At 39.8% G+C, this 25,373-nt stretch carries 21 protein-coding genes and 1 pseudogene; 4 read left to right on the top strand and 18 right to left on the bottom strand.

Features of this window, described 5'->3' with window-relative positions:
- From HT722_RS07490 to HT722_RS07475, 4 genes are read right to left on the bottom strand one after another with little or no spacing between them, the layout of a single operon-like run.
- Entirely contained in the window at positions 1 to 1,479 is a 1,479-nt protein-coding gene (locus tag HT722_RS07490) for a sugar ABC transporter ATP-binding protein (protein ID WP_000687782.1), read from the bottom strand.
- Between the two features lie 13 nt (positions 1,480 to 1,492).
- Complete coding sequence (gene rbsD / locus HT722_RS07485; RefSeq protein ID WP_000759835.1) at positions 1,493 to 1,891, bottom strand: D-ribose pyranase; 399 nt, start codon at positions 1,889 to 1,891, stop codon at positions 1,493 to 1,495.
- Positions 1,866 to 2,777, bottom strand: coding sequence for a ribokinase (gene rbsK / locus HT722_RS07480; protein WP_173278420.1), 912 nt, complete (start codon positions 2,775 to 2,777; stop codon positions 1,866 to 1,868). The genes rbsD and rbsK overlap by 26 nt, the downstream gene beginning before the upstream one ends.
- Positions 2,777 to 3,751, bottom strand: a complete 975-nt coding sequence (locus tag HT722_RS07475) for a LacI family DNA-binding transcriptional regulator (protein ID WP_173278418.1) — start codon at positions 3,749 to 3,751, stop codon at positions 2,777 to 2,779. Before HT722_RS07475 ends, rbsK begins: the two co-directional genes overlap by 1 nt.
- Positions 3,752 to 3,895: 144 nt before the next feature.
- On the opposite strand from HT722_RS07475, the pseudogene HT722_RS07470 reads away from it, so the two are divergent.
- Positions 3,896 to 3,964, top strand: a pseudogene (locus HT722_RS07470) (DNA-binding transcriptional regulator); the annotation flags it as partial.
- Here HT722_RS07470 and HT722_RS07465 read toward each other — a convergent pair.
- The 4 genes from HT722_RS07465 to HT722_RS07450 all read right to left on the bottom strand — a co-directional run bounded on the left by HT722_RS07465 (position 3,961) and on the right by HT722_RS07450 (position 8,022).
- Positions 3,961 to 4,428 (bottom strand): 8-oxo-dGTP diphosphatase, encoded by a 468-nt coding sequence (locus HT722_RS07465; protein ID WP_173278416.1) that lies wholly within the window; start codon positions 4,426 to 4,428, stop codon positions 3,961 to 3,963. The pseudogene HT722_RS07470 and the gene HT722_RS07465 sit on opposite strands and share 4 nt — an antisense overlap.
- Positions 4,429 to 4,500: 72 nt before the next feature.
- Complete coding sequence (locus HT722_RS07460) at positions 4,501 to 4,989, bottom strand: GNAT family N-acetyltransferase (RefSeq protein ID WP_173278414.1); 489 nt, start codon at positions 4,987 to 4,989, stop codon at positions 4,501 to 4,503.
- Positions 4,990 to 5,003: 14 nt separating this feature from the next.
- Complete coding sequence (uvrB, locus tag HT722_RS07455; protein WP_173278411.1) at positions 5,004 to 6,992, bottom strand: excinuclease ABC subunit UvrB; 1,989 nt, start codon at positions 6,990 to 6,992, stop codon at positions 5,004 to 5,006.
- A 76-nt stretch (positions 6,993 to 7,068) separates the two neighbouring features.
- Positions 7,069 to 8,022, bottom strand: coding sequence for a CPBP family intramembrane glutamic endopeptidase (locus HT722_RS07450; RefSeq protein ID WP_173278409.1), 954 nt, complete (start codon positions 8,020 to 8,022; stop codon positions 7,069 to 7,071).
- 171 nt (positions 8,023 to 8,193) lie between these two features.
- On the opposite strand from HT722_RS07450, the gene HT722_RS07445 reads away from it, so the two are divergent.
- From HT722_RS07445 to zwf, 3 genes are all read left to right on the top strand, one after another.
- Positions 8,194 to 10,359, top strand: a complete 2,166-nt coding sequence (locus tag HT722_RS07445; RefSeq protein WP_173278407.1) for an ABC transporter substrate-binding protein/permease — start codon at positions 8,194 to 8,196, stop codon at positions 10,357 to 10,359.
- Positions 10,359 to 11,099 (top strand): amino acid ABC transporter ATP-binding protein, encoded by a 741-nt coding sequence (locus tag HT722_RS07440; RefSeq protein ID WP_001096329.1) that lies wholly within the window; start codon positions 10,359 to 10,361, stop codon positions 11,097 to 11,099. Before HT722_RS07445 ends, HT722_RS07440 begins: the two co-directional genes overlap by 1 nt.
- A gap of 150 nt (positions 11,100 to 11,249) precedes the next feature.
- Complete coding sequence (gene zwf, locus HT722_RS07435) at positions 11,250 to 12,737, top strand: glucose-6-phosphate dehydrogenase (RefSeq protein WP_138703895.1); 1,488 nt, start codon at positions 11,250 to 11,252, stop codon at positions 12,735 to 12,737.
- Positions 12,738 to 12,782: 45 nt separating this feature from the next.
- Here zwf and ftsY read toward each other — a convergent pair whose 3' ends face one another.
- The 10 genes from ftsY to HT722_RS07385 form a co-directional block, all read right to left on the bottom strand.
- Positions 12,783 to 14,072 (bottom strand): signal recognition particle-docking protein FtsY, encoded by a 1,290-nt coding sequence (gene ftsY / locus HT722_RS07430; RefSeq protein WP_173278405.1) that lies wholly within the window; start codon positions 14,070 to 14,072, stop codon positions 12,783 to 12,785.
- Between the two features lie 3 nt (positions 14,073 to 14,075).
- Positions 14,076 to 14,894 carry a Cof-type HAD-IIB family hydrolase gene (locus HT722_RS07425; protein ID WP_173278403.1) on the bottom strand — a complete coding sequence of 273 codons (819 nt, stop codon included), beginning with the start codon at positions 14,892 to 14,894 and terminating at the stop codon, positions 14,076 to 14,078.
- On the bottom strand, positions 14,894 to 15,688 hold the full coding sequence (locus tag HT722_RS07420; protein ID WP_173278401.1) for an HAD family hydrolase: 795 nt from the start codon (positions 15,686 to 15,688) through the stop codon (positions 14,894 to 14,896). The genes HT722_RS07425 and HT722_RS07420 overlap by 1 nt, the downstream gene beginning before the upstream one ends.
- Complete coding sequence (gene smc, locus HT722_RS07415; RefSeq protein ID WP_173278399.1) at positions 15,685 to 19,224, bottom strand: chromosome segregation protein SMC; 3,540 nt, start codon at positions 19,222 to 19,224, stop codon at positions 15,685 to 15,687. Before smc ends, HT722_RS07420 begins: the two co-directional genes overlap by 4 nt.
- Positions 19,215 to 19,913: a ribonuclease III gene (gene rnc, locus HT722_RS07410; RefSeq protein ID WP_049522435.1), complete on the bottom strand. Its 699-nt coding sequence runs from the start codon at positions 19,911 to 19,913 to the stop codon at positions 19,215 to 19,217. Before rnc ends, smc begins: the two co-directional genes overlap by 10 nt.
- Positions 19,914 to 20,073: 160 nt before the next feature.
- Entirely contained in the window at positions 20,074 to 20,952 is an 879-nt protein-coding gene (locus tag HT722_RS07405; protein ID WP_173278396.1) for a glycosyltransferase family 52, read from the bottom strand.
- Positions 20,949 to 21,653, bottom strand: coding sequence for an acylneuraminate cytidylyltransferase family protein (locus tag HT722_RS07400; protein WP_173278394.1), 705 nt, complete (start codon positions 21,651 to 21,653; stop codon positions 20,949 to 20,951). Before HT722_RS07400 ends, HT722_RS07405 begins: the two co-directional genes overlap by 4 nt.
- Positions 21,637 to 22,992 carry a sodium:solute symporter gene (locus HT722_RS07395; RefSeq protein WP_173278393.1) on the bottom strand — a complete coding sequence of 452 codons (1,356 nt, stop codon included), beginning with the start codon at positions 22,990 to 22,992 and terminating at the stop codon, positions 21,637 to 21,639. The genes HT722_RS07400 and HT722_RS07395 overlap by 17 nt, the downstream gene beginning before the upstream one ends.
- 1 nt (position 22,993) lies before the next feature.
- A complete protein-coding gene (locus tag HT722_RS07390) occupies positions 22,994 to 24,325 on the bottom strand; it encodes a glycosyltransferase (RefSeq protein WP_173278377.1) in 1,332 nt (443 codons plus the stop codon).
- Positions 24,326 to 24,645: 320 nt separating this feature from the next.
- On the bottom strand, positions 24,646 to 25,373 hold a 728-nt coding region (locus HT722_RS07385; protein ID WP_173278375.1), incomplete at its 5' end, for an LPXTG cell wall anchor domain-containing protein.

Here is a 25,373-nt window from a genome sequence, read left to right as displayed (position 1 = left end):
CTATTGTCCTCCTGTAGCTAGTTGCATAACTTTTTCTTGTGTAGCTTCTCGACGTGTTAATTCCCCACTAATTCTACCTTCATGCATGACCATAATGCGATCACTGACTCCAATCACTTCTGGTAAATCTGAAGAGACCATAATAATCGGTACACCTCGTTCAGCCAATTCATTCATTAATTGGTAAATTTCACGCTTAGCACCAACATCTACCCCACGAGTTGGCTCATCTAAAATCAGTACTTTTGGTGCAATACCTATCCATTTTGCTAAAACTACTTTCTGTTGATTACCACCAGAAAGTGTTCCAACTTCCTTATCTGGATAACCTGATTTAATTCGTAGCCTATCAATTAAACGTTGTACAAATATATCACTTGTTTTATTATCAAAAATACCATTTTTAACAAAATCTCGAGTACTAGGTAAAGTCATATTATCTTTAATAGAAAAATCTAAAATCAATCCCTCATCTTTACGATCTTCTGTTAAGAAACCAATTCCATGCTTAATTGCTTCAAAAGGATTTTTAATTATCAGTTGTTCTTCGTTTATTATAATTTGACCAGATTTTAAAGAATCAATTCCAAAAATTGCTCGCATTATTTCAGTACGACCAGCACCCATCAAACCAGAAAAACCAAGAATTTCCCCTTGACGTACATAGAAAGAAATATCCGTAAAAGCATCACCAGAAAGATTCTTAGCTTGAAAAACAATATTCCCAATCTCAGCCTTTTTTTCTGGATAATAATCTTCTAATTCACGACCTACCATCTTCTGAACTAATTCATCCGCATTGGTTAACTTCGTTTTCTTGGTATCAATTACAAACCCATCCCTCATAACAGTTATAAGATCTGTAATCTTAAAGATTTCTTCCATCCGATGTGAAATATACACAATACCTACACCATCAGATTTTAATCCTTCTATCACTTTAAAAAGTGTTTCAGTTTCACGATCAGTTAAAGCTGCTGTGGGTTCATCCATAATCAACAAGGAAACTTCTGATAATAAACATTTTGCTATTTCTATCATTTGTTGTTGTCCGACTGATAATTGACCAATGATTGCATCGAGAGGAATAGATATATTAAGACGTTTAAATGCTTCTTTAGCTTTCCTTTCCATACTAGCCTTATCTAGAAATCCAATCGAATTTTTAATTTCTCTTCCTAAAAAAAGATTATCAAGTACAGTCATATCTGGCCAAGTATTCATTTCTTGATGAATAAAACTCAGTCCAAACCGTTCTGCCTCTTGAGGATTAGAAAATGTTTTTTCTTTTCCATCAATAAAAATAGTTCCTGAAGTAGCTGGAAAAAGTCCAGTTAAAATATTCATTAAGGTTGATTTGCCTGCACCATTCTCTCCCATTAAAGCATGAACTTCTCCTGAATTAAGAACCAAATCAATACTTTCTAAAACACGATTATTCCCAAAAGATTTTGAAATGTTCTTCATTTCAATTTTCATAGGTAACCCCCTTCTAAATAATAACTCCTGATTGCAAGATTATATTCGAATATGGTGTATCTTCCCCAGTGCGAATAACTGCCTTAACTTTAGTATTCATAGCTTTCAATTCTTCATGACTAATATATTCAATAATTATATTCGATCCTAAAAGATCTAGAACTGCTTGCCACTGTTCTTTGTTTTTTTCCTTAATTTCTTCTGCTAAGAAAATTTTTTCAATAAGTACATGATCTGAATATTCTTTTAAAACTTCTAAAAAACTTGGACTACCTTTTCTTAATGCTAAATCAATTTTGTCAACACCTTTTGGAACTGGCAATCCTAAATCTCCGATACAAACCAAATCCATATGACCTAAATCATCAGCTAGTTTTGCTATATTACTATTTAAAATCCCATATTTCTTCATATCCTGAATGCTCCTTTATTTCTTTCAAACTCGGCATGCCTCCTTGCGCTCCAAATCTTTGAACAGAAAGATGTGAAGCAATCGTTGCAAAGGACAATGCAACATTCATCTCTTTTCCTTTTGAGATAGCATAAGCAAAAGCACCATTAAACGTATCTCCTGCTCCTGTAGTATCAACTACTTCTGCTTTTATAGCAGGAATCTTCTGAACTGCTGTCCCATCATAATAAATAGAACCTTCAACTCCTAATGTCACAATCATTTTATTAGGATAAATTTTAATAATTTCTTCTAATTTCTTATCTGGAAAAAGCTCTGAACATTCATGCTCATTAGGAGTAATAAAATCACAAAAAGGAATCATCTCTATGTCTGTTTCTCTAGCTGGTGCAGGATTGTAAAGCACCTTAACTTGATTTTCTTGACAAAATTTAGCTATAGATAGGTTGGCTTCATGTGGTATTTCATTCTGTAATACAACAATACTTGCATCACTAATCAATTCCCACTCATTTTTCCAATCATTTGTTTTAACTAAATTATTCGCTCCGGGATAATAAATAATCCTATTATCACCTCCATATAAAGTAATTTGTGCAACTCCTGTAGATTGTGGTACCGTTCCCACATGTTCTGTAGAAATATTATTATTTTGCAGATTACTTAGTAAATCTGCTGAAAAAATATCTTCTCCGACGTTTCCAAATATGTAAATATTATCTTCTACACTTGATAATCTACCAATAGCTACCGCTTGATTTGCACCTTTTCCACCTGGAACTATATTAAATGAATCCCCAAAAATCGTTTCACCTCCTTCTGGAATCCTTTTTGTTCTCATAACTAAGTCCATTGAAATACTTCCAACAACAACAATTTTACTCATTACTTTCTCCTTAATGTATTTCTTTCTACGTATCTAACAGGTAGTTTAATTTTAGCTTCATCTATAGAGAACTTATTTGCCATATTATAGATTAGTTTTGCAGCCTGTTCTCCCATTTTATATGATGATTGGTGAATAGTTGATAAAGAAGGGTAAATAAATTGACTAAGTACAATATCGTCATAACCAATGATTTGAATATCATCTGGAATTTTTTTACCAATTGCTAAAATTTCATGAATATAAGCTATCGCATGAATATCAGAAGGTGCTATAATACTATCGATATTTGGATTTCTTTTTAGATTCTCTTTAGCTTCTTTTTGAATTTTTTCAAAGTCAAACGTTTTACTTTCTTCAATACAAATTTCTAAAGATTTATTCCTCAAATAGTTTAAACTTGCCTCAAACCGTTCCGCGATATTCTCGGCTTTATCATCTAAAACTTTAATAATCAGAACTTGTTTAGCACCTGCATTACAGATTGCTTCAGCAGCCAAACGACCACCTGACTGATTATCAGAAAAAACACCGTAACCTGTATCTTTACTAATTCGGTCAACCACAACAACAGGTAATGATAAATCTGGATATTCTTTTGTGAAGTCATGTGTAGTAATAATTCCAGCAGCATTTGTTTTCAACAGTAAATTAACATATTCACTCAAAGATTCTTGGTCTGAAATCGTACCAACCATAATTCTATAACCTTTATCTTTCAAATATGATTCAGCTCCTCGAACCAATCTTGGGAAGAAGGGATTTGAAATATCTGGCAGTAAGAGTCCTACCATTTGGTTTTTTTTGGTTTTCAAAGATTGTGCTAATACATTTGGTGTGTAATTTAATTTTTTAATCGCATTTTTTATTTTCTCTCTCGCATCATCTCCAACATAACCTTTTTTTGATATATATCTTGAAACCGTTGATTTTGATACTCCAGCTTCTTCAGCAACCTGTTTTATTGTAGTCATCACTCCTCCTTCTTACGTTGTGGAACCGTTCCCTTATTCTATAGTAAACGTTTTCTTTCGATTTGTCAATACTTTTCTAAAAATATTTTAAATTTATTTCAGAGTACATATATTTTTTCCAAATCTATTATTACTATTATACAGGAAAGACAACAAGACCTCCACTATATCGAGGAGGCCTTGGATCAGCTTGGTTATTTAGTAAAGGATTAGAAAATTTTCTTTTCCCAATCGTCTTCTGTACGGCGAGGGTAGAAAAATTCTGATTTGTCAGGATCTTCCATCATCTCCATCAAGGGTAACATATCATAGGCCAGATCCAAGTTTGGAATCTGGTCTTTTTGAACCCAAGAAACTTCTCCTTCATCTGAAGAGCGCAGGCTACCAGAGAACTCAGTCGCCTTATAACAAATGACAATATAGCGCCCACCTGTATCTAGTGGCCAATTTTTAATGCCAACCAGTTGAGGATTTTGGATAGTCAACCCTGTTTCTTCATAGATTTCACGAATGACAGACTCCGCAAAAGCCTCACCATTTTCTACATGACCTCCTGGAAAGGCATAACCAGACCAGCGATTGGTTTCAGGAGAGCGACACTGCATCACCACGCGCTGAGTTTCGAGGTCTTCAATCAGACAAATATTTGTTAAAATCGTTAATTGGGAACGGGACATAAATTTACTCGCTTTCTAATTTATTAAATTTTCAGACTTACTACCAGAGATATTATCTTTTACTTTTTAAAATTATTTAGAATTGAATACCATCCGTTTTTCCTTTATAGGCTTTCCGAGTTCAAGCATCTTTTCTTGTCCATCAAAAGTAAAACCCATTTTTTGATAGAAAGCAATGGCGCGCTTGTTATCTTTCAATACCCATAAGAAAATTTCAGAAAAATGATCAAGAGCAACCAAAGCTGCTTTCACTAACTTTTGTGCGATTCCTTTTCCATAATAGTCTTTTAAAACATATAAAGCAATAATTTCACCAGCTTGAATAGTCTCATCACGAAAGTTGCCATAACTTATAAAACCAACTACCTTCAGGCCATCCATCGCAATCAATGTATTTTCTGGATATTTTTGACTAAAGAATCGACATCTTTCTAATGTCATCGTCTCCTGAAATTCTGCAGGTAAAAGGTCATCATAAGCCTCTCTCCACGTTTGCCAGTGAACGAAGGATTTACCTTCTATTTCTTCAGGAGTTTCCATTGATTTGATAATAACCGTCATTTATTTTCTTCTCCTTAATCCAACGCCTTGACTTCCAGCATCATATCACGAATCTGAGCTGCTAGTTCAAAGTCAAGCACTTCGACGGCTTCTTGCATTTGTTTTTCGAGTTTCTTAACGAGTTCTTTGCGCTCTTGTTTGTTTAGGCTATTGATATCGATTTCCTTGTCCTCTTCCTTAGCAACTACCTTGGTCACGGCAATCAGGTCACGGATTTCTTTCTTGATTGTCTGAGGCACAATACCGTGTTCTTCATTATAAGCCATCTGGATTTTGCGACGACGGGCAGTTTCATCGATAGCACGTTGCATAGACTGGGTAACGGTGTCCGCATACATGATGACATGACCTTCACTGTTACGGGCGGCACGTCCAATGGTCTGGATGAGTCCACGTTCGTTACGGAGGAAACCTTCCTTGTCAGCATCGAGAATAGCTACGAGGCTCACTTCAGGAACATCAATCCCTTCACGGAGCAAGTTGATTCCGACCAAGACATCAAAGACACCCAAGCGCAGGTCACGGATAATCTCTGTCCGCTCTAAAGTCTTGATATCCGAGTGCATGTACTTGACCTTAATGCCCATTTCTTTAAAGTAGTCGGTTAAATCCTCTGCCATTTTCTTAGTCAAGGTTGTGATAAAGGTTCGTTCGTTCTTTTCAACACGGGCATTGATTTCACCTAAAAGGTCATCAATCTGTCCCATAGTCGGACGGACTTCCACCTCAGGATCCAAAAGCCCTGTCGGTCGAATGATTTGCTCAATCACCGTCTCAGTCTGTTCATTTTCATAGTCACCAGGTGTCGCTGATACGTAAACAATCTGATGCACATGGCTTTCAAACTCCTCACGACGGAGAGGACGATTGTCCAAGGCAGACGGTAAACGGAAACCATAATTTACTAGCATTTCCTTACGCGAACGGTCTCCATTGTACATGCCTTTTATTTGTCCCATAGTCATATGACTCTCGTCAATCATAATCAAAAAATCATCTGGGAAGAAGTCGAGAAGCGTATAAGGAGGCTCACCTTCGCTACGACCATCCATGTGACGTGAATAGTTTTCAACCCCATTTGTATAGCCCATCTCGCGCAGCATTTCGATATCGTACTCTGTCCGTTGTTTCAAGCGCTGGGCTTCAAGCAATTTACCTTCCTTCTCAAAGACAGCTAACTGCTCTTCTAATTCTGCTTGAATCTTGGCAACGGCAACTTCCATATGGTCGTCATTGGTCACAAAGTGAGTCGCAGGGAAAATCGCCAAATGATCCACTTCTCCCAATACCTGACCAGTCAGGGCCTCAACTTCACGAATACGGTCAATTTCGTCTCCAAAAAATTCTACTCGAAAGGCATGCTCATCACGGGAGGCTGGGAAAATCTCCACTACATCCCCACGAACGCGAAATCTTCCCCGTTGGAAATCAATATCATTGCGTTCAAACTGGATATCAACCAAGTCATTTAAGAGTTTATCACGAGAAATTTCAAGACCTGGACGGAGACTAACGACACTATCAGCGTATTCCTTGGGCGAACCCAAACCATAGATACAAGAGACTGAGGCCACGACAATAACATCATTGCGCTCCAAAAGAGCCGAAGTCGCTGAGTGACGAAGTTTGTCAATCTCATCATTGACAGAGCTATCCTTTTCAATATAGGTATCGCTAGAAGGGACATAGGCCTCAGGTTGGTAATAATCATAGTAAGACACAAAGTACTCAACTGCATTTTCAGGGAAAAATTCCTTAAACTCCCCATAGAGCTGTCCTGCTAGAGTTTTATTGTGGGCAATAACCAGAGTTGGTTTATTGACTTTGGAAATGACCTGACTCATGGTATAGGTCTTCCCTGTTCCGGTCGCCCCCATCAGAATCTGAGCTTTTTCTCCACCCTCGATATTATCAACCAACTGCTCGATAGCTTGTGGTTGATCTCCTGATGGTTGATATTTTGATACTAGTTTAAATTGATTATCTGTAATACGATTGATCATAAGAATCCTCTCTCGATATGCTATTCCTATTTTAGCATACTTATAGCATTTTCACGAAGAAAAGGACGGACCCAAGTCACATCCTTTCATTTTCTTTCTTTAATTGATAAGCGAGATAGACAATCAGCAGTAGCAAGACCAGACTTGTCATCATAGAACCTTCTATGCCAAAAGAGCCACCTGATAGCCAGCTCCGATCGCCTTGTGGTAAAAAGGTCATCAGAGACGTTCCTGACGGTTGACCACTAACTAAAATCCCAAAGAGATTACCCTGAGCAAAATTCCAAGCTCCATGAATACCTGCAACACCCCAAACTGTATCTGTTTTGAGAAGGTAAAGTGACATAGCAACTCCGAATAAAAAGAGATTTACTAGAGATAGTGGTGTTAGACCAGAATTGCCCATATGAAGTAGGGTAAAGAACAGGCTAGATATAAGAACAGCAAGTTTTAGATTGGTTCTTGAAGCCAATTGAGGAAGGAGCCAAGCACGGGCCACCACTTCTTCTGCTGTCCCCTGTAAAATCCAAAATGGGATAGTAAAGACGACAAAGGCAAGCGAATAAGGATTCAAGTGAATAGATTCAAAACGATATTGCCCCAAGGTCACTAAACCTAACAAGGTCAGAAGAAAAAGTGCCAAACCTAGCCCAAATCCTTTAAGAAGATTGCTGAGGAAATTCTCTCTATAAAATCCCAAGGTTTGAATAGGCCTTTTCTCAACTTTTCTAGTCCATCTGAACACAGTGTTGAGAATAAAACCAAAGGCCAGTAATTCTAAAATTAAATGAAAGTCACTTGTTTTATCCATCAAGCTCTGCTGCAAGGTCTGCAAGTAGGTTGCAAGATTTTGACCAGCCTCTCCAAAATTTCTAGCAAGTCCGATGAGAGCTAACAAACTAATACCATACAGAGTATAAGCCACAAACTCTCCTATGAAGACAAAAGCAAAGGCTAACAAGGGGCTTGTGTAAATGTTTAAACTCATTTTTGAAGTTTGGAAGTCTTTAAATATTCTTTTGTTCTTCATATCCCTGTCCTCTTTTCTTCTATATATACTATTATTATAGCACTTTTTAATAGCAATTCAAGAAAGAAAAGAAATAATCAATGTTACATTTTCTGACACAAAAATATAAAAATTTGCCTTTTTTTACTTTTTCTGATATAATGGGAAAATATTCGGAAAAGGAGACTAAAAATGAAGAAAAAATTTCTAGCATTTTTGCTAATTTTATTCCCAATTTTCTCATTAGGTATTGCCAAAGCTGAAACGATTAAGATTGTTTCTGATACCGCCTATGCACCTTTTGAGTTTAAAGATTCAGATCAAACTTATAAAGGAATTGATGTTGACATTATTAACAAAGTCGCAGAGATTAAAGGATGGAATATTCAGATGTCCTATCCTGGATTTGATGCAGCGGTCAATGCGGTTCAAGCTGGGCAAGCTGATGCCATCATGGCAGGGATGACAAAAACGAAAGAACGTGAAAAAGTCTTCACCATGTCTGATACTTACTATGATACAAAAGTTGTCATTGCTACTACAAAATCACACAAGATTAGTAAATATGACCAATTAACTGGCAAAACCGTTGGTGTTAAAAACGGAACAGCCGCTCAACGTTTCCTAGAAACGATCAAAGATAAATACGGCTTTACTATTAAAACATTTGACACTAGTGATTTGATGAACAACAGCTTGAGTGCTGGTGCCATCGATGCCATGATGGATGACAAACCTGTTATCGAGTATGCCATTAACCAAGGTCAAGACCTCCATATTGAAATGGATGGGGAAGCTGTAGGAAGTTTTGCTTTCGGTGTGAAAAAAGGAAGCAAATACGAGCACCTGGTTACTGAATTTAACCAAGCCTTGGCTGAAATGAAAAAAGATGGTAGTCTTGATAAAATCATCAAGAAATGGACTGCTTCATCATCTTCAGCAGTGCCAACTACAACTACTCTAGCAGGCTTAAAAGCCATTCCTGTTAAAGCTAAATATATCATTGCCAGCGATTCTTCTTTTGCACCTTTTGTTTTCCAAAATTCAAGCAACCAATTTACTGGTATTGATATGGAATTGATTAAGGCAATCGCTAAAGATCAAGGTTTTGAAATTGAAATCACCAACCCTGGTTTTGATGCCGCTATCAGTGCTGTTCAAGCTGGACAAGCTGATGGTATCATTGCTGGTATGTCTGTCACAGATGCTCGTAAGGCAACTTTTGACTTCTCAGAATCCTACTACACTGCCAATACTATCCTTGGTGTCAAAGAAGCAAGTACCATTGCTTCTTATGAAGACTTGAAAGGGAAGACAGTTGGTGTTAAAAACGGAACCGCTTCTCAAACCTTCCTAACAGAAAATCAAAGCAAATACGGCTACAAAATCAAAACCTTCGCTGATGGTTCGTCAATGTATGACAGTTTAAACACTGGTGCCATCGATGCCGTTATGGATGATGAACCTGTTCTCAAATATTCTATCAGCCAAGGACAAAAATTGAAAACACCAATCCCTGGAACTCCAATCGGTGAAACAGCCTTTGCCGTTAAAAAAGGCACAAATCCAGAATTGATTGAAATGTTCAATAACGGACTTGCAAACCTTAAAGCAAACGGTGAATTCCAAAAGATTCTTGACAAATACCTAGCTAGCGAATCTTCAACTGCTTCAACAAGTACTGTTGACGAAACAACTATCTGGGGCTTGCTTCAAAACAACTACAAACAACTCCTTAGCGGTCTTGGTATCACTCTTGCTCTAGCTCTTATCTCATTTGCTATTGCTATTGTTATCGGGATTATCTTCGGTATGTTTAGCGTTAGCCCCTACAAATCTCTTCGTGTGATTTCTGAGATTTTCGTTGACGTTATTCGAGGTATTCCATTGATGATTCTTGCAGCCTTCATCTTCTGGGGAATTCCAAACTTCATCGAGTCTATTACAGGCCAACAAAGTCCAATTAACGACTTTGTAGCTGGTACTATTGCCCTTTCTCTCAATGCAGCCGCTTATATCGCTGAAATCGTTCGTGGTGGTATTCAGGCCGTTCCAGTTGGCCAAATGGAAGCCAGTCGAAGCTTGGGTATCTCTTATGGAAAAACTATGCGTAAGATTATCTTGCCACAAGCAACTAAATTGATGTTGCCAAACTTTGTTAACCAATTCGTTATCGCACTTAAAGATACAACCATCGTATCTGCTATCGGTTTGGTTGAACTCTTCCAAACTGGTAAGATTATCATTGCCCGTAACTACCAAAGTTTCAAGATGTATGTAATCCTTGCTATCTTCTATCTTGTAATTATCACACTTTTGACTAAACTAGCGAAACGCTTAGAAAAGAGGATTCGTTAATGGCAAAATTAAAAATTGATGTAAATGATTTACACAAAAGCTACGGAAAAAATGAAGTTTTAAAAGGAATTACGACCAAGTTCTATGAAGGAGATGTTGTTTGTATCATTGGTCCTTCAGGTTCTGGTAAGTCAACTTTCCTTCGTAGCCTAAATCTTTTGGAAGAAGTTACTAGCGGTCACATCACTGTGAACGGTTATGACTTAACTGAAAAAACAACCAACGTTGACCACGTCCGTGAAAATATCGGAATGGTGTTCCAACACTTCAATCTCTTCCCACACATGTCTGTATTGGACAACATCACCTTTGCTCCTATTGAGCACAAGTTGATGACTAAGGAAGAAGCTGAAAAATTGGGAATGGAGTTGCTTGAAAAGGTTGGACTAGCAGATAAGGCTAAGGCCTGTCCAGATAGCCTGTCAGGTGGTCAAAAACAACGTGTAGCCATCGCTCGTGGACTAGCAATGAATCCAGACATCATGCTATTTGATGAACCAACTTCTGCCCTTGACCCTGAGATGGTCGGCGATGTACTGAACGTTATGAAGGAATTGGCGGAGCAAGGCATGACCATGATTATCGTAACCCATGAGATGGGATTTGCTCGTCAGGTTGCCAACCGTGTTATCTTTACTGCGGACGGTGAATTCCTTGAAGATGGGACACCTGATCAAATCTTTGATAACCCACAACACCCACGTCTGAAAGATTTCTTGGACAAGGTCTTAAACGTTTAAACGCAAACTGTAAGGATTTCCTTGCAGTTTTTTTCTACCTCGTATTGGAATTTTTGATTTTTCGGAAAATTATGTTAGAATTAAGTTTATGAAATGAGGTTTCCTCATACCTAGCAAGACTAGGAATAAAAATAGAAATTAGGTAGCTAGATGTCATCTAAGGTTATTGTTACAATTTTCGGTGCGAGTGGAGACCTGGCTAAACGCAAGCTCTACCCTTCCCTATTTAGACTATATAAATCCGGCAATCTTTCCAAACATTTTGCCGTCATTGGAACTGCCCGTCGTCCTTGGAGCAAGGAATATTTTGAATCTGTTGTCGTCGAATCGATCCTTGATTTGGCAGATAGTACCGAACAGGCTCAAGAATTCGCTAGCCACTTCTACTATCAAAGTCATGATGTCAATGATACGGAGCACTACATTGCTTTGCGTCAATTGCAGGCTGAACTAAATGACAAGTACCAAGCTGAACACAACAAGCTCTTCTTCTTATCTATGGCACCTCAGTTCTTTGGAACTATTGCCAAACACCTCAAGTCTGAAAACATTGTTGACGGTAAAGGTTTTGAACGTTTAATCGTTGAAAAACCATTTGGTACAGATTACGCAACTGCAAGCAAGTTAAATGACGAGCTCCTAGCAACATTTGACGAAGAACAAATTTTCCGTATTGACCATTATCTTGGTAAGGAAATGATTCAAAGCATTTTTGCAGTTCGCTTTGCAAACTTGATTTTTGAAAACGTTTGGAACAAGGATTTTATCGACAATGTTCAAATTACCTTTGCGGAGCGCTTGGGTGTAGAAGAACGTGGTGGCTACTATGATGAATCTGGTGCCCTACGTGACATGGTACAGAACCACACTCTACAATTGCTTTCCCTCCTTGCCATGGACAAGCCAGTCAGCTTCACAAAGGACGAGATTCGTGCTGAGAAGATTAAGGTCTTTAAAAACCTCTATCATCCAACTGATGAAGAGCTTAAAGAACACTTTATCCGGGGTCAATACCGCTCTGGTAAGATTGATGGCATGAAATACATCTCTTATCGTAGCGAGCCAAATGTGAATCCAGAATCTACAACTGAAACCTTTGCATCTGGTGCCTTCTTTGTAGACAGCGATCGCTTCCGTGGAGTTCCTTTCTTCTTCCGTACTGGTAAACGTCTGACCGAAAAAGGAACTCATGTCAACATCGTCTTTAAACAAATGGACTCTATCTTTGGAGAACCACTTGCTCCAAACATTTTGACCATCTATATCCAACCAACAGAAGGATTCTCTCTTAGCCTAAATGGGAAGCAAGTAGGAGAAGAATTCAACTTGGCTCCTAACTCACTTGATTACCGTACAGATGCAACAGCAACTGGTGCTTCTCCAGAACCATACGAGAAATTGATTTATGATGTCCTAAATAACAACTCAACTAACTTTAGCCACTGGGATGAAGTTGGTGCGTCATGGAAATTGATTGACCGTATCGAAGAGCTCTGGGCTGAAAATGGTGCCCCACTTCATGACTATAAAGCTGGAAGCATGGGACCTCAAGCCAGCTTTGACTTACTTGAAAAATTTGGTGCTAAATGGACTTGGCAACCAGATATCGCCTATCGTCAAGATGGTCGTTTAGAATAAAAAAATTTCCTGCAAGTTTGTTCCTTGCAGGATTTTTGTTTCTGATTAGATTAAGCCTTCCAAGAGACCCTTCATAAAGTTTTCTGAATTAAACTCTCCAATATCATCGATTTTTTCACCAAAACCAATCAATTTTACAGGAATATTGAGTTCTTCTCGGATGGCTAGAACAACACCACCTCGAGCAGTTCCATCAATCTTAGTCAAGACAATTCCTGTCAAAGGGGTAATTTTTGAAAATTCCTTGGCCTGTACAAGAGCATTTTGACCTGTTGATGCATCCAGAGCCAAGAAAGTTTCATGCGGCGCTTCTGGCACAACACGTTTGATGATACGACCAATCTTTTCTAGCTCGGCCATAAGGTTATTCTTATTTTGCAGACGACCAGCAGTATCAATCATGAGAATATCAATTCCTTCTGCTACAGCTCGTTCCATACCATCAAAGACCACACTGGCTGGGTCAGCTTTTTCAGGTCCAGTCACAACTGGAACGTCAACACGACGGCCCCATTCAGCAAGCTGGGCTACTGCTCCTGCACGGAAGGTATCTGCCGCAACCAGCATGACCTTTTTACCAGCTTGTTTATAGCGGTGAGCTAGTTTCCCAATAGAAGTTGTTTTCCCAACACCATTCACACCGACGAAGAGCATGACTGTCAAGCCATCTTGGAAGTGGATACTTTCATCATAGTTTCCATCCTTTTCATAAAGCTCAACCAATTTCTCAATGATGACACGACGAAGTGCATCAGGTTTCTTGGCATTTTCAAGCTTGGCTTCGTAGCGTAGTTCCTCAGTTAAATTAGAAGCCACCTGGACACCAACGTCACTCATGATCAGCAGTTCTTCCAGTTCCTCGAAAAATTCTTCGTCAACAGAGCGGAAATTTGCAAAGAAGGCGTTCAAGCGGGCACCGAAGCCTGTGCGAGTTTTCTTGAGACTGCGGTCATATTTTTCCTGAACAGTTTCTTCTTCTTGAGTAGTTTCTGGTTCAAGAACTTCAGAATTATTTTCTTCTACAGCTTCTTCGTATTCAGGATTCTCTTCCTCTGAGACTTCTTCTGAGTTTGGCAATTCTTCGACTTCTTCTTGAGAAACTTCTACAACTGACTCTGAATCCTGACTCTCTTCAACTGTCTCTTGATTTTCCTCTTCTTGGAGCACAGCTTGTTCAACAATTTCAACTTCTGCTTCTTCTTGAGAAACTTCCTCAGCTTCTGTAAGGGCAGTCTCAGTATCTTCAGACAAATCAAGATTTTCTAGAGCTTCTTTTACAACTTCTTCGATTTTAGGTTCTTCTTTTTTTCCGAATAGACGGTCAAATAATCCCATATCTTAGTTCTCCTTTAGCACATATTCTTCGATAGCCCAGGCGACAGCCTCTTCATCATTAGTCATTGGTGTCACTACATTTGCGACTGCCTTGACTTCAGGAACAGCATTTTGCATGGCAACACCGAGCCCTGCCCATTCAATCATAGAAAGGTCATTGGCCTCGTCACCACAAGCCATGACTTGGCTTTGGTCGATTCCAAGATGGCTGATTAGTTTTGCCAAACCTGTTGCCTTATGAACATTCTTTGGTGACCACTCTAGCAACATTTCACGTGATTTGAAGATTTCATATTGGTCAAACAATTCTGGAGAAATCTTCTGAATGGCTGCATCCAAGGGTTCTTGAGCAAAGGCAGTCACGCACTTATTGTAAGTCGTTTGACTAGATAGGTCTTCAAAGTCAACTGGAACAAAAGTCAAAGCTGGATTAAATTTGGCATAAAGACTTGCTTGGTCCGATTGGATTTGATAAACAGTTCCTTCTGAGATGGCATCAAGAGGCAGTGATAATTTCTCTGTTTCCTCATACAAGCGTGCTACATCATCATATGAAAAGACTGTTTTATCAAGGATTTCACCTATATTTTTCTGAACCAATCCACCATTAAAGGTAATGGTATACTCATCTTCTTGGCCGTCAGTCCCTAACTCATGGAGAAATAAATCCATGGCTTTTAAGGGACGACCAGTTGTCAATACGACCTTGATACCACGATCACGCGCAGCTTTCAAAGTTGCCTTGGTTCGATCCGTCAACCTTTTATCAGTAGTCAGCAAGGTTCCATCCAAGTCCAATGCAATCAATTTTATATCTGCCATTATAAGCCCTCCATATAAGCTATAACCGACTGGTCCTTATGGTGACCAATCACAGTCTCTGCTAATTCTAAAATTTCTGGTCGTGCATTTTCAGGAGCTACAGGATGTCCCACAACCTGCATCATATGCAAATCATTTAGATTGTCTCCAAAAGCCATAACCTGATCCATTGTGATACCAAGTTTTTTAGCCAATTCAACAATAGCCACACCCTTATCGACATAGTCCAGAACAATATCAATGGATTCAAAGCCAGTTGTCATAGCCTTAACACCAGGAACATGTTCATTGACCCAAGATTCACCAGCTTCTAGCGTTTCTTCTGTGAAGTTGGTTGTAAATTTGAAAATATCATCTGTGATAGCTTCCAAACTCGCTACTTTTTGGATATTTTCATTATAGTGCTGGCTCTCTTTCAAATAGGTTGCATCAACCGTATCTAGCACATAAGAACCCTTCTTACCCGTCAAGAGCAATTTATTGATATCTACATAAGGTGACGTTTTCAGCTTTTCAAAAGTTGCCAGATAAAACTCACGAGACATAGTCGCTTCATACAAGTCCTGACCTTGATACTCTACCAAACTGCCATTTTCCGCAATGAAAATAATATCGTCACGAACATCAGCAAATAATTTTTCTAAGGATAGAAATCCTCGACCCGAAGCTACTGAAAAATAAATCCCTTTTTCCTTATAGGAAACCAAGAGAGACTTGAGGCGGTCCATATCAAAGCGCCCATTCCCATCTAGGAAGGTTCCGTCCATATCCGTTGCTACTAGTTTAATTGTCATCCTTCAATACTTTCTAAATCTTTTAACTTAACCGAAACAATTTTTGAGACACCTGACTCTTGCATGGTCACTCCATAGATGGAATCAGCCGCTGCCATGGTTCCCTTACGGTGGGTTACGACGATAAACTGGCTGTCCTTGTCAAATCGATTGAGGTAATCCCCGAAACGCTTAACATTGGCTTCGTCCAGCGCAGCCTCTACCTCATCCAAGATAACAAATGGAATGGTCTTGACACGAATAATGGAGAAGAGCAAGGCAAGAGCTGATAAGGCTTTTTCCCCACCACTCATGAGATTAAGCGACTGGATTTTCTTTCCTGGTGGTTGGACTGAAATCTCAACCCCAGCTGTCAGCAAGTCTCCCTCAGTCAAAATCAGGTCAGCCTGACCTCCGCCAAACATCTGCTTGAAGGTCACTTTAAAGGACTCACGAATAGCCTCAAAGGTTGATTTAAAGCGTTCCTTAACCTCATCATTCATCTCTGTGATAGTCTCAAGAAGCAGATTTTTCGCTGACAAAATGTCATCTCGCTGGCTATTTAGGAAATCCAGACGATTGTGGACTTCTTCGTACTGGTCAATAGCTTCCAAGTTGACAGGCCCCAGTGAGCGAATAGACTTCTCTAAATCCTGCACCTCTTGCTCTGCCAGATTGAGATTTTCCAACTCATGTGCCTTTTCTAGTGCTTCAGTATAGCTAATCTGATACTGGTCTGTTAATTGGCTTTGTAAATGGCGTAATCGCTCGCTAACCTTTTCTTTCTTAGCTTCAGCACGTGTTTGCTTGCGAATCCATTCCTCATTCTGCTGGCGAGCCTGGTCCAAATGACTGGCAATATCATCCAGTTGACCTTCTATATCATCCAACTCAAACTGCTTGCGAATCAAACCTTGTTGGAGATTTGTTTTCTGCATTTTGGCTTCTTCGGCCTGCTGACTGAGCAATTCTGTATCAACCTTCTCAAGATTGTCAACCTTTTCTTGAAGAAGGCGCTGGATTTCCTCTTGCTCGATATCTAAATTGTCCAATTCCTTGCCTAAACGTTCAATATCTGCAACTTCGTAACGTTTTTGTCCTTGCAGTTCTGTCTTAAGCAGGCGAGCTTGCGCTACCTCTTCCTGCAAGTTTTGATAACGTTCTTGGATGGCATTTTTGTTAGACTTAATCTCTTCAATCTCAGCTTCCATATTTTGCTTGTCACTTGCGATTGTAGCAAGGCGCTCTTGACATTTTTCCTTATCCGCTTGCCAATCTCCGTCAGAAAGACGATCTAATTCCTCTTCTTGAAGTTTCCAAAGAGTTTCTAACTCTTCAACTTGCTGACTGGTTTGCTGATAAGAGAGGGATAAGCCCTGCTCCTGAATACGAGCCTGCTCTCCTAGAGATTTGATTGCTTCTAATCTTTCTGTCAATCTAGTCATCTCATCTTGCAAGGTCTTCAAAGTCGCCTCTTCTGAACGTAAGCTTACTTCTTCTTCAGCAATTTCTTTTTGCAATTGCTTCAGTTCTGGCTTGATGAAGATGCTGTTATTCTGGCGATTGGCACCACCTGCATAAGAACCACCTGTGCGTAGCTCTGTCCCGTCCAGTGTCACCATGCGAACCTGATAACGAACTTGACGAGCTGCTGCACGCGCGTGTTCTACGGTGTCAAAGATAGCCGTCGTAGCTAGTAAGTTCTTGAAAATAGCTTCCAGTCTAGTATCGAAAGTAACTAACTCATCAGCCATGCCCAAAAATCCTGGACTTGCAGCGATAGCATCTTGGTTCTGATTAGAAATCGTACGCGCCTTAATAGTGGTCAAAGGAAGGAAGGTTGCACGACCGGCTCTGTTTCGTTTAAGGAAATCAATCGCCTTGGTTGCTGCCTCTTCATTTTCTACGATGATATGCTGACTGCTGGCTCCAAGCGCAATTTCTAGGGCAGTTTGATAATGCACATCAAAGGTCAGGTGCTCACTGACTGCACCAATAATTCCACCAAGGCGGGCTTTTTCTTGGAGAACACTCTTAACACCTGCATAAAAGTTACTGTGATTTCTAAGGATATTTTCCAAACTTTGGGCTCTAGCCTGCTTGTTTTTGAGATTATCCAGACGGTCAAAGAGTTGACTTTGTTGGGTTTGATAGGAAGTTTTCTGTTCCTCTTGCTCCTTGGCACAGACCTGGTAATCTGCCAATAATTTCTGAACTTGCTCCTTGGCTGTTTCAAGCTCAGCATTTTCCTGCCTAGCCTTCTCTCTAGCTGTAGCCAGTTGTTCTTTCAGCTTTTCTAGTTGATCTGCTTGCTTTTGAGAAAGCTGACGGCTATTTTCCAACTCATTCTCGATGCGGGTCAGCTGGTTTGAGACATCGGCTTCTTCTTGTAGAAGGGCCACAAAGCGTTCACGTAAGAGCTCAATCATCTGATCAGGATCATCTGAAAAAGCTAGCAATTCAGCTTCTAAACGATTGAGTTTTTGATTATTTTGGACTAGATTTTCCTCTAAAAGTGCTAAAGAGCTTTCCTTATCAGATTTTTCTTTGCTGAGTGAATCTCTCTTATCCTCTAAAGCAGCCAAACGGGCTTGTGCTTCCTGTTGATTCAGGGCTACTTGCTCAGATTCTAGTTTCGATAGGGCTAATTTTCTCTCTAAATCACTAATCAGGCTAGTCAAATCCATCAAACTGCCTTGATCTTTGGTCATTTCAACCTGTAAATCTTGGCGTTGCTTCTTGAGATTCTGATTTTCTTCTTCTAATTTTTCACGCTTTTGGTAATAACTAGTCAAGAGTTCCTGAACCTGAGCCAACTCTTCTTCTGTCGAGTCTACTTCAGACTTATTTTCCTTGATTTGAGCAACTAGCACGTCTAAATAAATAGCCTTGCGTTGACCTTCCAAGTCTAAAAACTTACGGGCATTCTCAGCTTGCTTCTCAAGAGGCTTGATTTGATTATCCAACTCGTAGATAATGTCCTCAAGACGGTCCAGATTATCCTGAGTTTGCTGCAGTTTACTCTCTGTTTCTTTTCTACGAGTCTTGTATTTCAAAACTCCTGCAGCTTCTTCAAAAATAGCTCGGCGTTCTTCAGGCTTGGAGTTGAAAATCTCCTCAACCTTCCCTTGGGAAATGATAGAGAAGGAATCTCGTCCCAAACCAGTATCCAAGAAAAGGTCATGAATATCACGCAGACGGACTTTCTTGCCGTCAATCTTGTATTCGCTATCTCCGCTACGATAGATATGGCGTTCTACCCTGATTTCTTGACCTGCATCCTTGATAAATCCATCATTATTATCCAGAGTCACAACTACAGAAGCATAATTGAGCGGTTTACGACTCTCTGTTCCGGCAAAGATGACATCTGGCATCTTGCCCCCACGGAGACTCTTAACACTTGACTCCCCCAGGGCCCAACGTAAACTTTCTGTAATATTAGACTTTCCAGATCCATTGGGACCAACGACTGCCGTCACACCTTGGTCAAAGACGACCTTAGTCTTATCAGCAAAAGACTTGAATCCCTGAATTTCGATTTCCTTTAAATACATGAATCCAGCCCTTTCTCAACGGCATTTTTGGCAGCTTCCTGCTCTGCTAATTTCTTAGAACGACCTTGACCTTGACCGATACTCGTACCCTCAACAAGAACTTCTACTTCAAAAACCTTATCGTGGGCAGGACCTGTTTCAGAAATCACCTGATAACGAATAGCCACATCGCCATTGACCTGAAGTAACTCTTGGAGATGGGTTTTGTAGTCTGTAATCATCTCAAATTCGCCTGCTTCAACCTTAGGAATCATGACTTGATAGATAAATTCCTTAACCTTGGCCACATCCTTGTCCAAAAGGAGGGCACCAAGAAAGGCTTCAAAGGCATCACCAAGAATGGTATCACGATTGCGCCCACCAGACTTTTCTTCCCCCTTACCCAGCTTGATAAACTGATCAAACTGGCAATCACGCGCAAAACCAGCCAAACTCTCCTCACGGACAATCATGGCACGGAGTTTAGACAAGTCACCCTCAGGCTTTTTAGGATATTTTTTATACAGATATTCTGAAATCAATAACTGTAGAACAGCGTCTCCTAAAAATTCCAAGCGTTCATTGTGTGAAATTTTTAAGAGGCGGTGCTCATTGGCATAACTCGTATGAGTAAAGGCAGTCTCCAGTAAGTTTTTGTCTGCAAATTCGATTGCAAAATGGTTCTTTAGTACAGTTTGTAATTCTTTCATACCAACCTCTTTCTAACTGATAACAGTCCTTTTTATTATATCAAAAAAAGCACCCTGAGTCACTTTAAAACGGGAGAAAACAAGTGACTCAAGGGAACTTATCGACTACTATTAAAATGGAAAAATATTAGAATAAGGGGTGCAAGTTATTTACTTTAAGTTACCAGCCAAGTGGAATCGTTTCAAACTGACAACCCAATCGGCGCAATTCATTTTGACGGGCCTCATAGTAGGGGAGGGAAATGCCTATGATAGTCACATGAGGCATGTCTTGTAAGTGGAGACTGACTGATGAAGTAAAATGGTAGACCTGAACAAACTCGTATTCTTGAAAAAGATGGGCTAGGACATCTTCAAAGATTAAATCTGTAGCCAAGTAAGTTACATCTGGAATATGGAAGGTTTCCTTGGGATGGGGGAGATAGAGGTCAATTGCCAAAGCCTTAGCATAGGTACTGATAAAACGGATGGAGATTTGGTCATCCTCCTCAGAGAACTTTTGTCCCAGCAGGACCTTGACCGTCTTACCATTTGAGACGGGTGCTTGTGGCAGGGCAAAAAAATGCTCCAGATAAACAAGCTTTTCTCTAGCTACGATATGGTAGTCACTGCGATAGAGGGTATAGTGCTTTTCCGTCCGCTCAATCAAGTCATCTCTGGTCAAGCCCAAAGAGCCTACCTGACTAGGATGGAGAGGGCAAGCATACATGCCCAAGGGGTAAATATCCGCATAGCCATCATCAAAACTCATGAGATGCTGGTAGGAGGAACTAGCAACCAAGTCCAGAATCAAGCTATTGTCAAAACTAGCATAAAAGATAATATCATAGTCTCCCGCCAGTTCCTGACAAATCTGAGTCAAGTCCTCTGCGTCCTTAGGATAGTAAACATGGTCAAAATTCTTAGCATAATGCTCCTGACGGGCATTTTTAACAGGACTGACATAAAGACTGACAAAGTCCTGTTCAGGATAAAATCCCTTGATATGCTGGGCAATTTTAGCCTGCAAGGGCGTTGTGGCAATGATAAGATTTTTCATCTCTTTGATTCTCCTAGGTGGTGATGGTGTAACAAGGTCTCAACGACTTCAAAATCCAAGGCATCGTCGATATCATAAGAATAGAGTTTAGGCATTTCATAGGTTACTGTCTTATCTGTGTAAAAGGTCTCATCTCGTAGGTATCTGTCCTTGCGAGAAATCCAGATACTACCGTTTGGATAGTAATAGACAGGCTCTTTCTGCCGAGCATAGTGCTTGGAAACCTTAGGCGGACGGATAAAAGGTGACTCCTCCAACTGCAAGAAAAGACTACGACTCTTGTCCGCCTTGACACAGGAAATCAGATGGTCGGCACCAGACTGACAGTAGAGTTGGTAGGACTCGATGAGGTGCTCCACCTCTCTCAGGGGTGAGGTCACCTGTAGATTCACAAAGACCTGCTCTTCCTCAAAGGGCTGTAAAAAGTCTCGTAAGGTTTCTAAGCTAGAGGTTGTTGCCAAAGCCAACTCTTTTGGTCTGTGGACACAACGAATCTCTGGATAGGCTTGACGACAGAGTTCTAGATAAGTTAGTGAATCTGAGGAGACCCAGATGTCACTAAATAGCTTGGAGGCTAGAGCGACTTCGATGGTATAGAAAACCAAGGGTTTGCCTGCAAGCGGTTTGATATTTTTATCCACTAAGCCGCGTGACCCAGAACGGATCAAAATGACGGCTATGGGTTTAGATGTTGCTTTCATATAGTCTTCCTAGAATTGAGATAAAAAGGGCAGATAGGGTAGTGATGATGCTATTTAACCAGGGATTGGGGTTGGCAAAAAAGCCACTGTAATGATAGATAAGCAAGGCTCCTAGACTAAAGACCAGATAGATTTTGGCTAACTGTAAGTTCGGTCTTTTGAGGAGTAAGATCAAGAGGTACAAACCACCAATCACACCTAAAGTCAGACCCATAAAGCCGTTAATCCATTCGTAGATGGAGTAGATTTCTGCATTCATGAGCAAGAGGCAGAGGAGCCAGGACAGACCTGCTAAGACAAAGGATAGGAGGCTTGGCGACCAGCGAATCTTTGACCAAGCAAAATCCAACTTCAAACAGGTCACGATTGCATTCATACTGGATGAAACTGTCGATTGGCCTGCTGCCAAAAGAGCCAGCAGGATGAAACTACCAAACCAAGGCACCAGACCTTCCCGAGCATAGGCAATAAGAACGGGATTGGGCGATGTGGTGGCAAAATTTTCCTGACGAATCAAGCAGCCAATCAGATACAGTAAACTAGCAATCCCAAAGGACAAGAGTCCCTGTAGCCATAAGATTTTTCCAATCTTTTGGCGCCCCATTTTGCTATTAAAACGTTGGACAATATCCTGTGAGGAAACGTAGGAAAACAAGCTACTAAAACCTGCTCCTGCAACTAAGATCAAGACCGTCTTCCCATCCAGCGTCTCTGCAAAGTGAGATATCTGTTGACTGCTATTCATGACTAAACCAGATTGGGCAATTCTTGGTAGAAAGAGGGCCAATATAGCCAGCAGAACCAAACCTTGAAAGAAGTCCATCCATAGCACAACCAAGAGACCACCCCTTGCCAGATAATAGACCGTCAAGAGAAGAAGTAAAGTTGACAAAACCAGCTGATTGATAGGGATAAAGGGCGCTAAGGCCTGAGACAACAAGTAGGTCACCACTGCTATTCGCCCCAACTGATAGAGGATGAAAAGTCCTGAAGCCAGTGAACGAATGCCAGCCGATTGAAACTTATCCTCTAAAAGATGATAGGCTGTCTCGTAGTTTCCCTTTTGATAGAGGGGCAGAAAGTAGCGATGAGCCAGTGGGATGGCTAGAAAGATGCCACACTGGGCAAACCAGAGATAGGAGCTGCCTGTATAGGAATTCCCCACCAGAGTCAGAAAGGAAATGGGGCTAAGTAAGGTCGCAAAGACTGAGAAGGCCAGAACTGTCACAGGAACAGCTTTCTTAACCTGATAATAGTCCTCTGCGCTCCCTTTTTTCCGATAGGCAATCCAGGAAATCAAGCAGAAATAGAGCAATAGGATAGCTAGAATTCCCAACATCCTAGAAATTCCTATCTAGTAATTTTCGGTATATTTGAGCTACTGTCTCTAGTGAATAGTGAGATGCTAGGGCGATATTTTCTGCATTTGATTTACAAAAATCCACTTGTTCCATTTCTTCTATCTTTTCTATTAACTCTTCCTTTGTTCTAAATAAGGTGATTGCACTGGATTGTTCTGCATAGAAACGATGAGCAATGTCCACATCTGATAACAAAGCTAGCAAGCCATGACTCAAAGCTTCTACACAGGCATTTGCAAACAATTCAGTGTAACTGGCTGATAGATAGCATTGATGTAGATTATAAGGAACATTATCTACCACTCCTCTTAGATGAATTGTGGGAGGGATATCATACTGATTACGAAGTTCTTGTATTCTTGTTTCCGATCCACCATAAAATGTAATCTCAACATTTGAACCCTTTTTATACAACTCAATAAATGCTTCAATAACTAGTCCAACATTTTTTATTTCCCCCATATGCCCCACCAAGCAATAGTCTCGTACTGGGCCTATATGTCTTAATTCTCCTAACTTTTCTGAAAACATAGGAGCTAAGAATGTGGAATGATAGCCTTTTGTTTGTAATGATTCTGTTAATTCCTCACTAGCCACAAGATACTTATTTTTTTTCCTTAAATTAGCATGTGACATATTCATTAAAACATTTGAATGAATCACTTCATAGTAATTCTTACCCGTGTTTTCCATATATCTCCATAGACTAGGCTTTGGTATACTTTGTTGATCGCGAATAATTAAGTCTGTATCCTGAGCTATATCAACCAAAAATTTGACAAGTAAATCTTCTTCAGAGTAAATAACTCCATCTTTTCGAAAAATATATTCAGGATAAAATAAAGAAACAGGAGAAGGTTCTTTGAATGGATTGATAAAACGCCCTTCAAGTGCTAGATTTCCATCTTTATGAAACCAGCGTAATTCTTTTGCCTTAAAATCTTCAAAAAGGAAAGGGCCACTTGTATAATAGTAACGACCCGAGCCATCTCCTAACGTAAGAGAAGAGACAAAACCATCTGCAGTGAGTTCAACCGTATCACTATCTGATAAATTGAGAGTTTCAGGCTTAACCGATAAGGAATCATGTCCTATATCAGAAAAACTATGAGGAACACAGATTAGTTCTTTTTCTAAAAATCCTAGCTTTTTTAAAACCACCTTCCAGTCAGGTCTAACTTGTGGGTTTGTCAGAATATGGAGATAATCTACTCCCAGATATCTTGCTATACGCGCTCGATAAAACTGGGTACTTTCAAAACCATATCGCTGTATTTTTGTAAAAGAATGCAGTGTAATAATTCTTGACATATTTCCCTCTCTTATTTTCAGTATAAAAATTGAAAAATCTCCTCTCACAAAAAGGAGAAAAGATTTTCCATCTCATATCGTGGAAGCTAGAATGACACTAAAATAGTTTTTATCAATCAATAATTCAAAAACACCTCTGAAAACGACCTGTTCATCAAAATACATAGCCGGAAAAGATTGGTAAATCAATGTTTTCAATTTTAACATTGCGTTTTTTGAAGTGCTCAGAATCATCAATTTTAATTTAATAATTAAGACATTTGATTGAAGTCACTATTTAGTTATTATAAGTTCAGCTAATAACTAATCAAAAGATTGAGTTATTCTGATTCTTCTTTTTTCTTAAATAACCCTAATGCCAATCCTGTTACCATAGCTAGTAATCCCATAGTTGATACGTTCGTATTTTTTTCTGTACCAGTATTCGGTAGTTTTTCTTCTGATTTCTTTGATTCCGGCTGGATACTATTTGATTTTTCTGGATTAGGTTCTGGCTTAGGCTCTGGTTTAGGCTCTGGTTTAGGTTCCGGCTTAGACTCTGGTTTAGGCTCTGGTTTAGGTTCCGGCTTAGGCTCTGGTTTAGACTCTGGCTTAGGCTCTGGTTTAGGTTCTGGTTTAGGTTCCGGCTTAGGCTCTGGCTTAGGCTCTGGTACGGCGTTTTCCAGAATGTATACATAAGTTACTTCAAGAGTTTGTCCTGCGACAACCTTGCCTGTCTCATTTCCTCTAGTACTTTGAGGAACCAGTTTATAAACTTTACCTTCTGCTGTAGTAATACTTGTTGGTTTATGATCTTGTGTATCGTAGTCTGAACCGGCTTTGGCATTATCAGTATCCGTAACCGTTTGAGTCACTGGTTGTTGATTTTCATTGGTTCCTTGGAGTGGATTGCCTTCTGTATCAACGTAATGAACAAGAACTGAACCTGCTTTTTCATAAACATAAGTTACTTCTGTAGTTCCTTCTACAACAGTTCCTTCTTCTGGTTTAGAGCCGTCTTTTAGGACTTTATCAGTTAGATAGTAGGTCACACCATCTTTTACGATAG

The sequence above is a fragment of the Streptococcus sp. 53 genome, from assembly GCF_013276565.1.
Lineage (GTDB): Bacteria > Bacillota > Bacilli > Lactobacillales > Streptococcaceae > Streptococcus.
Note: the sequence above shows the minus strand (reverse complement) of the source record. Positions and strands in the feature narration are given on the sequence as shown.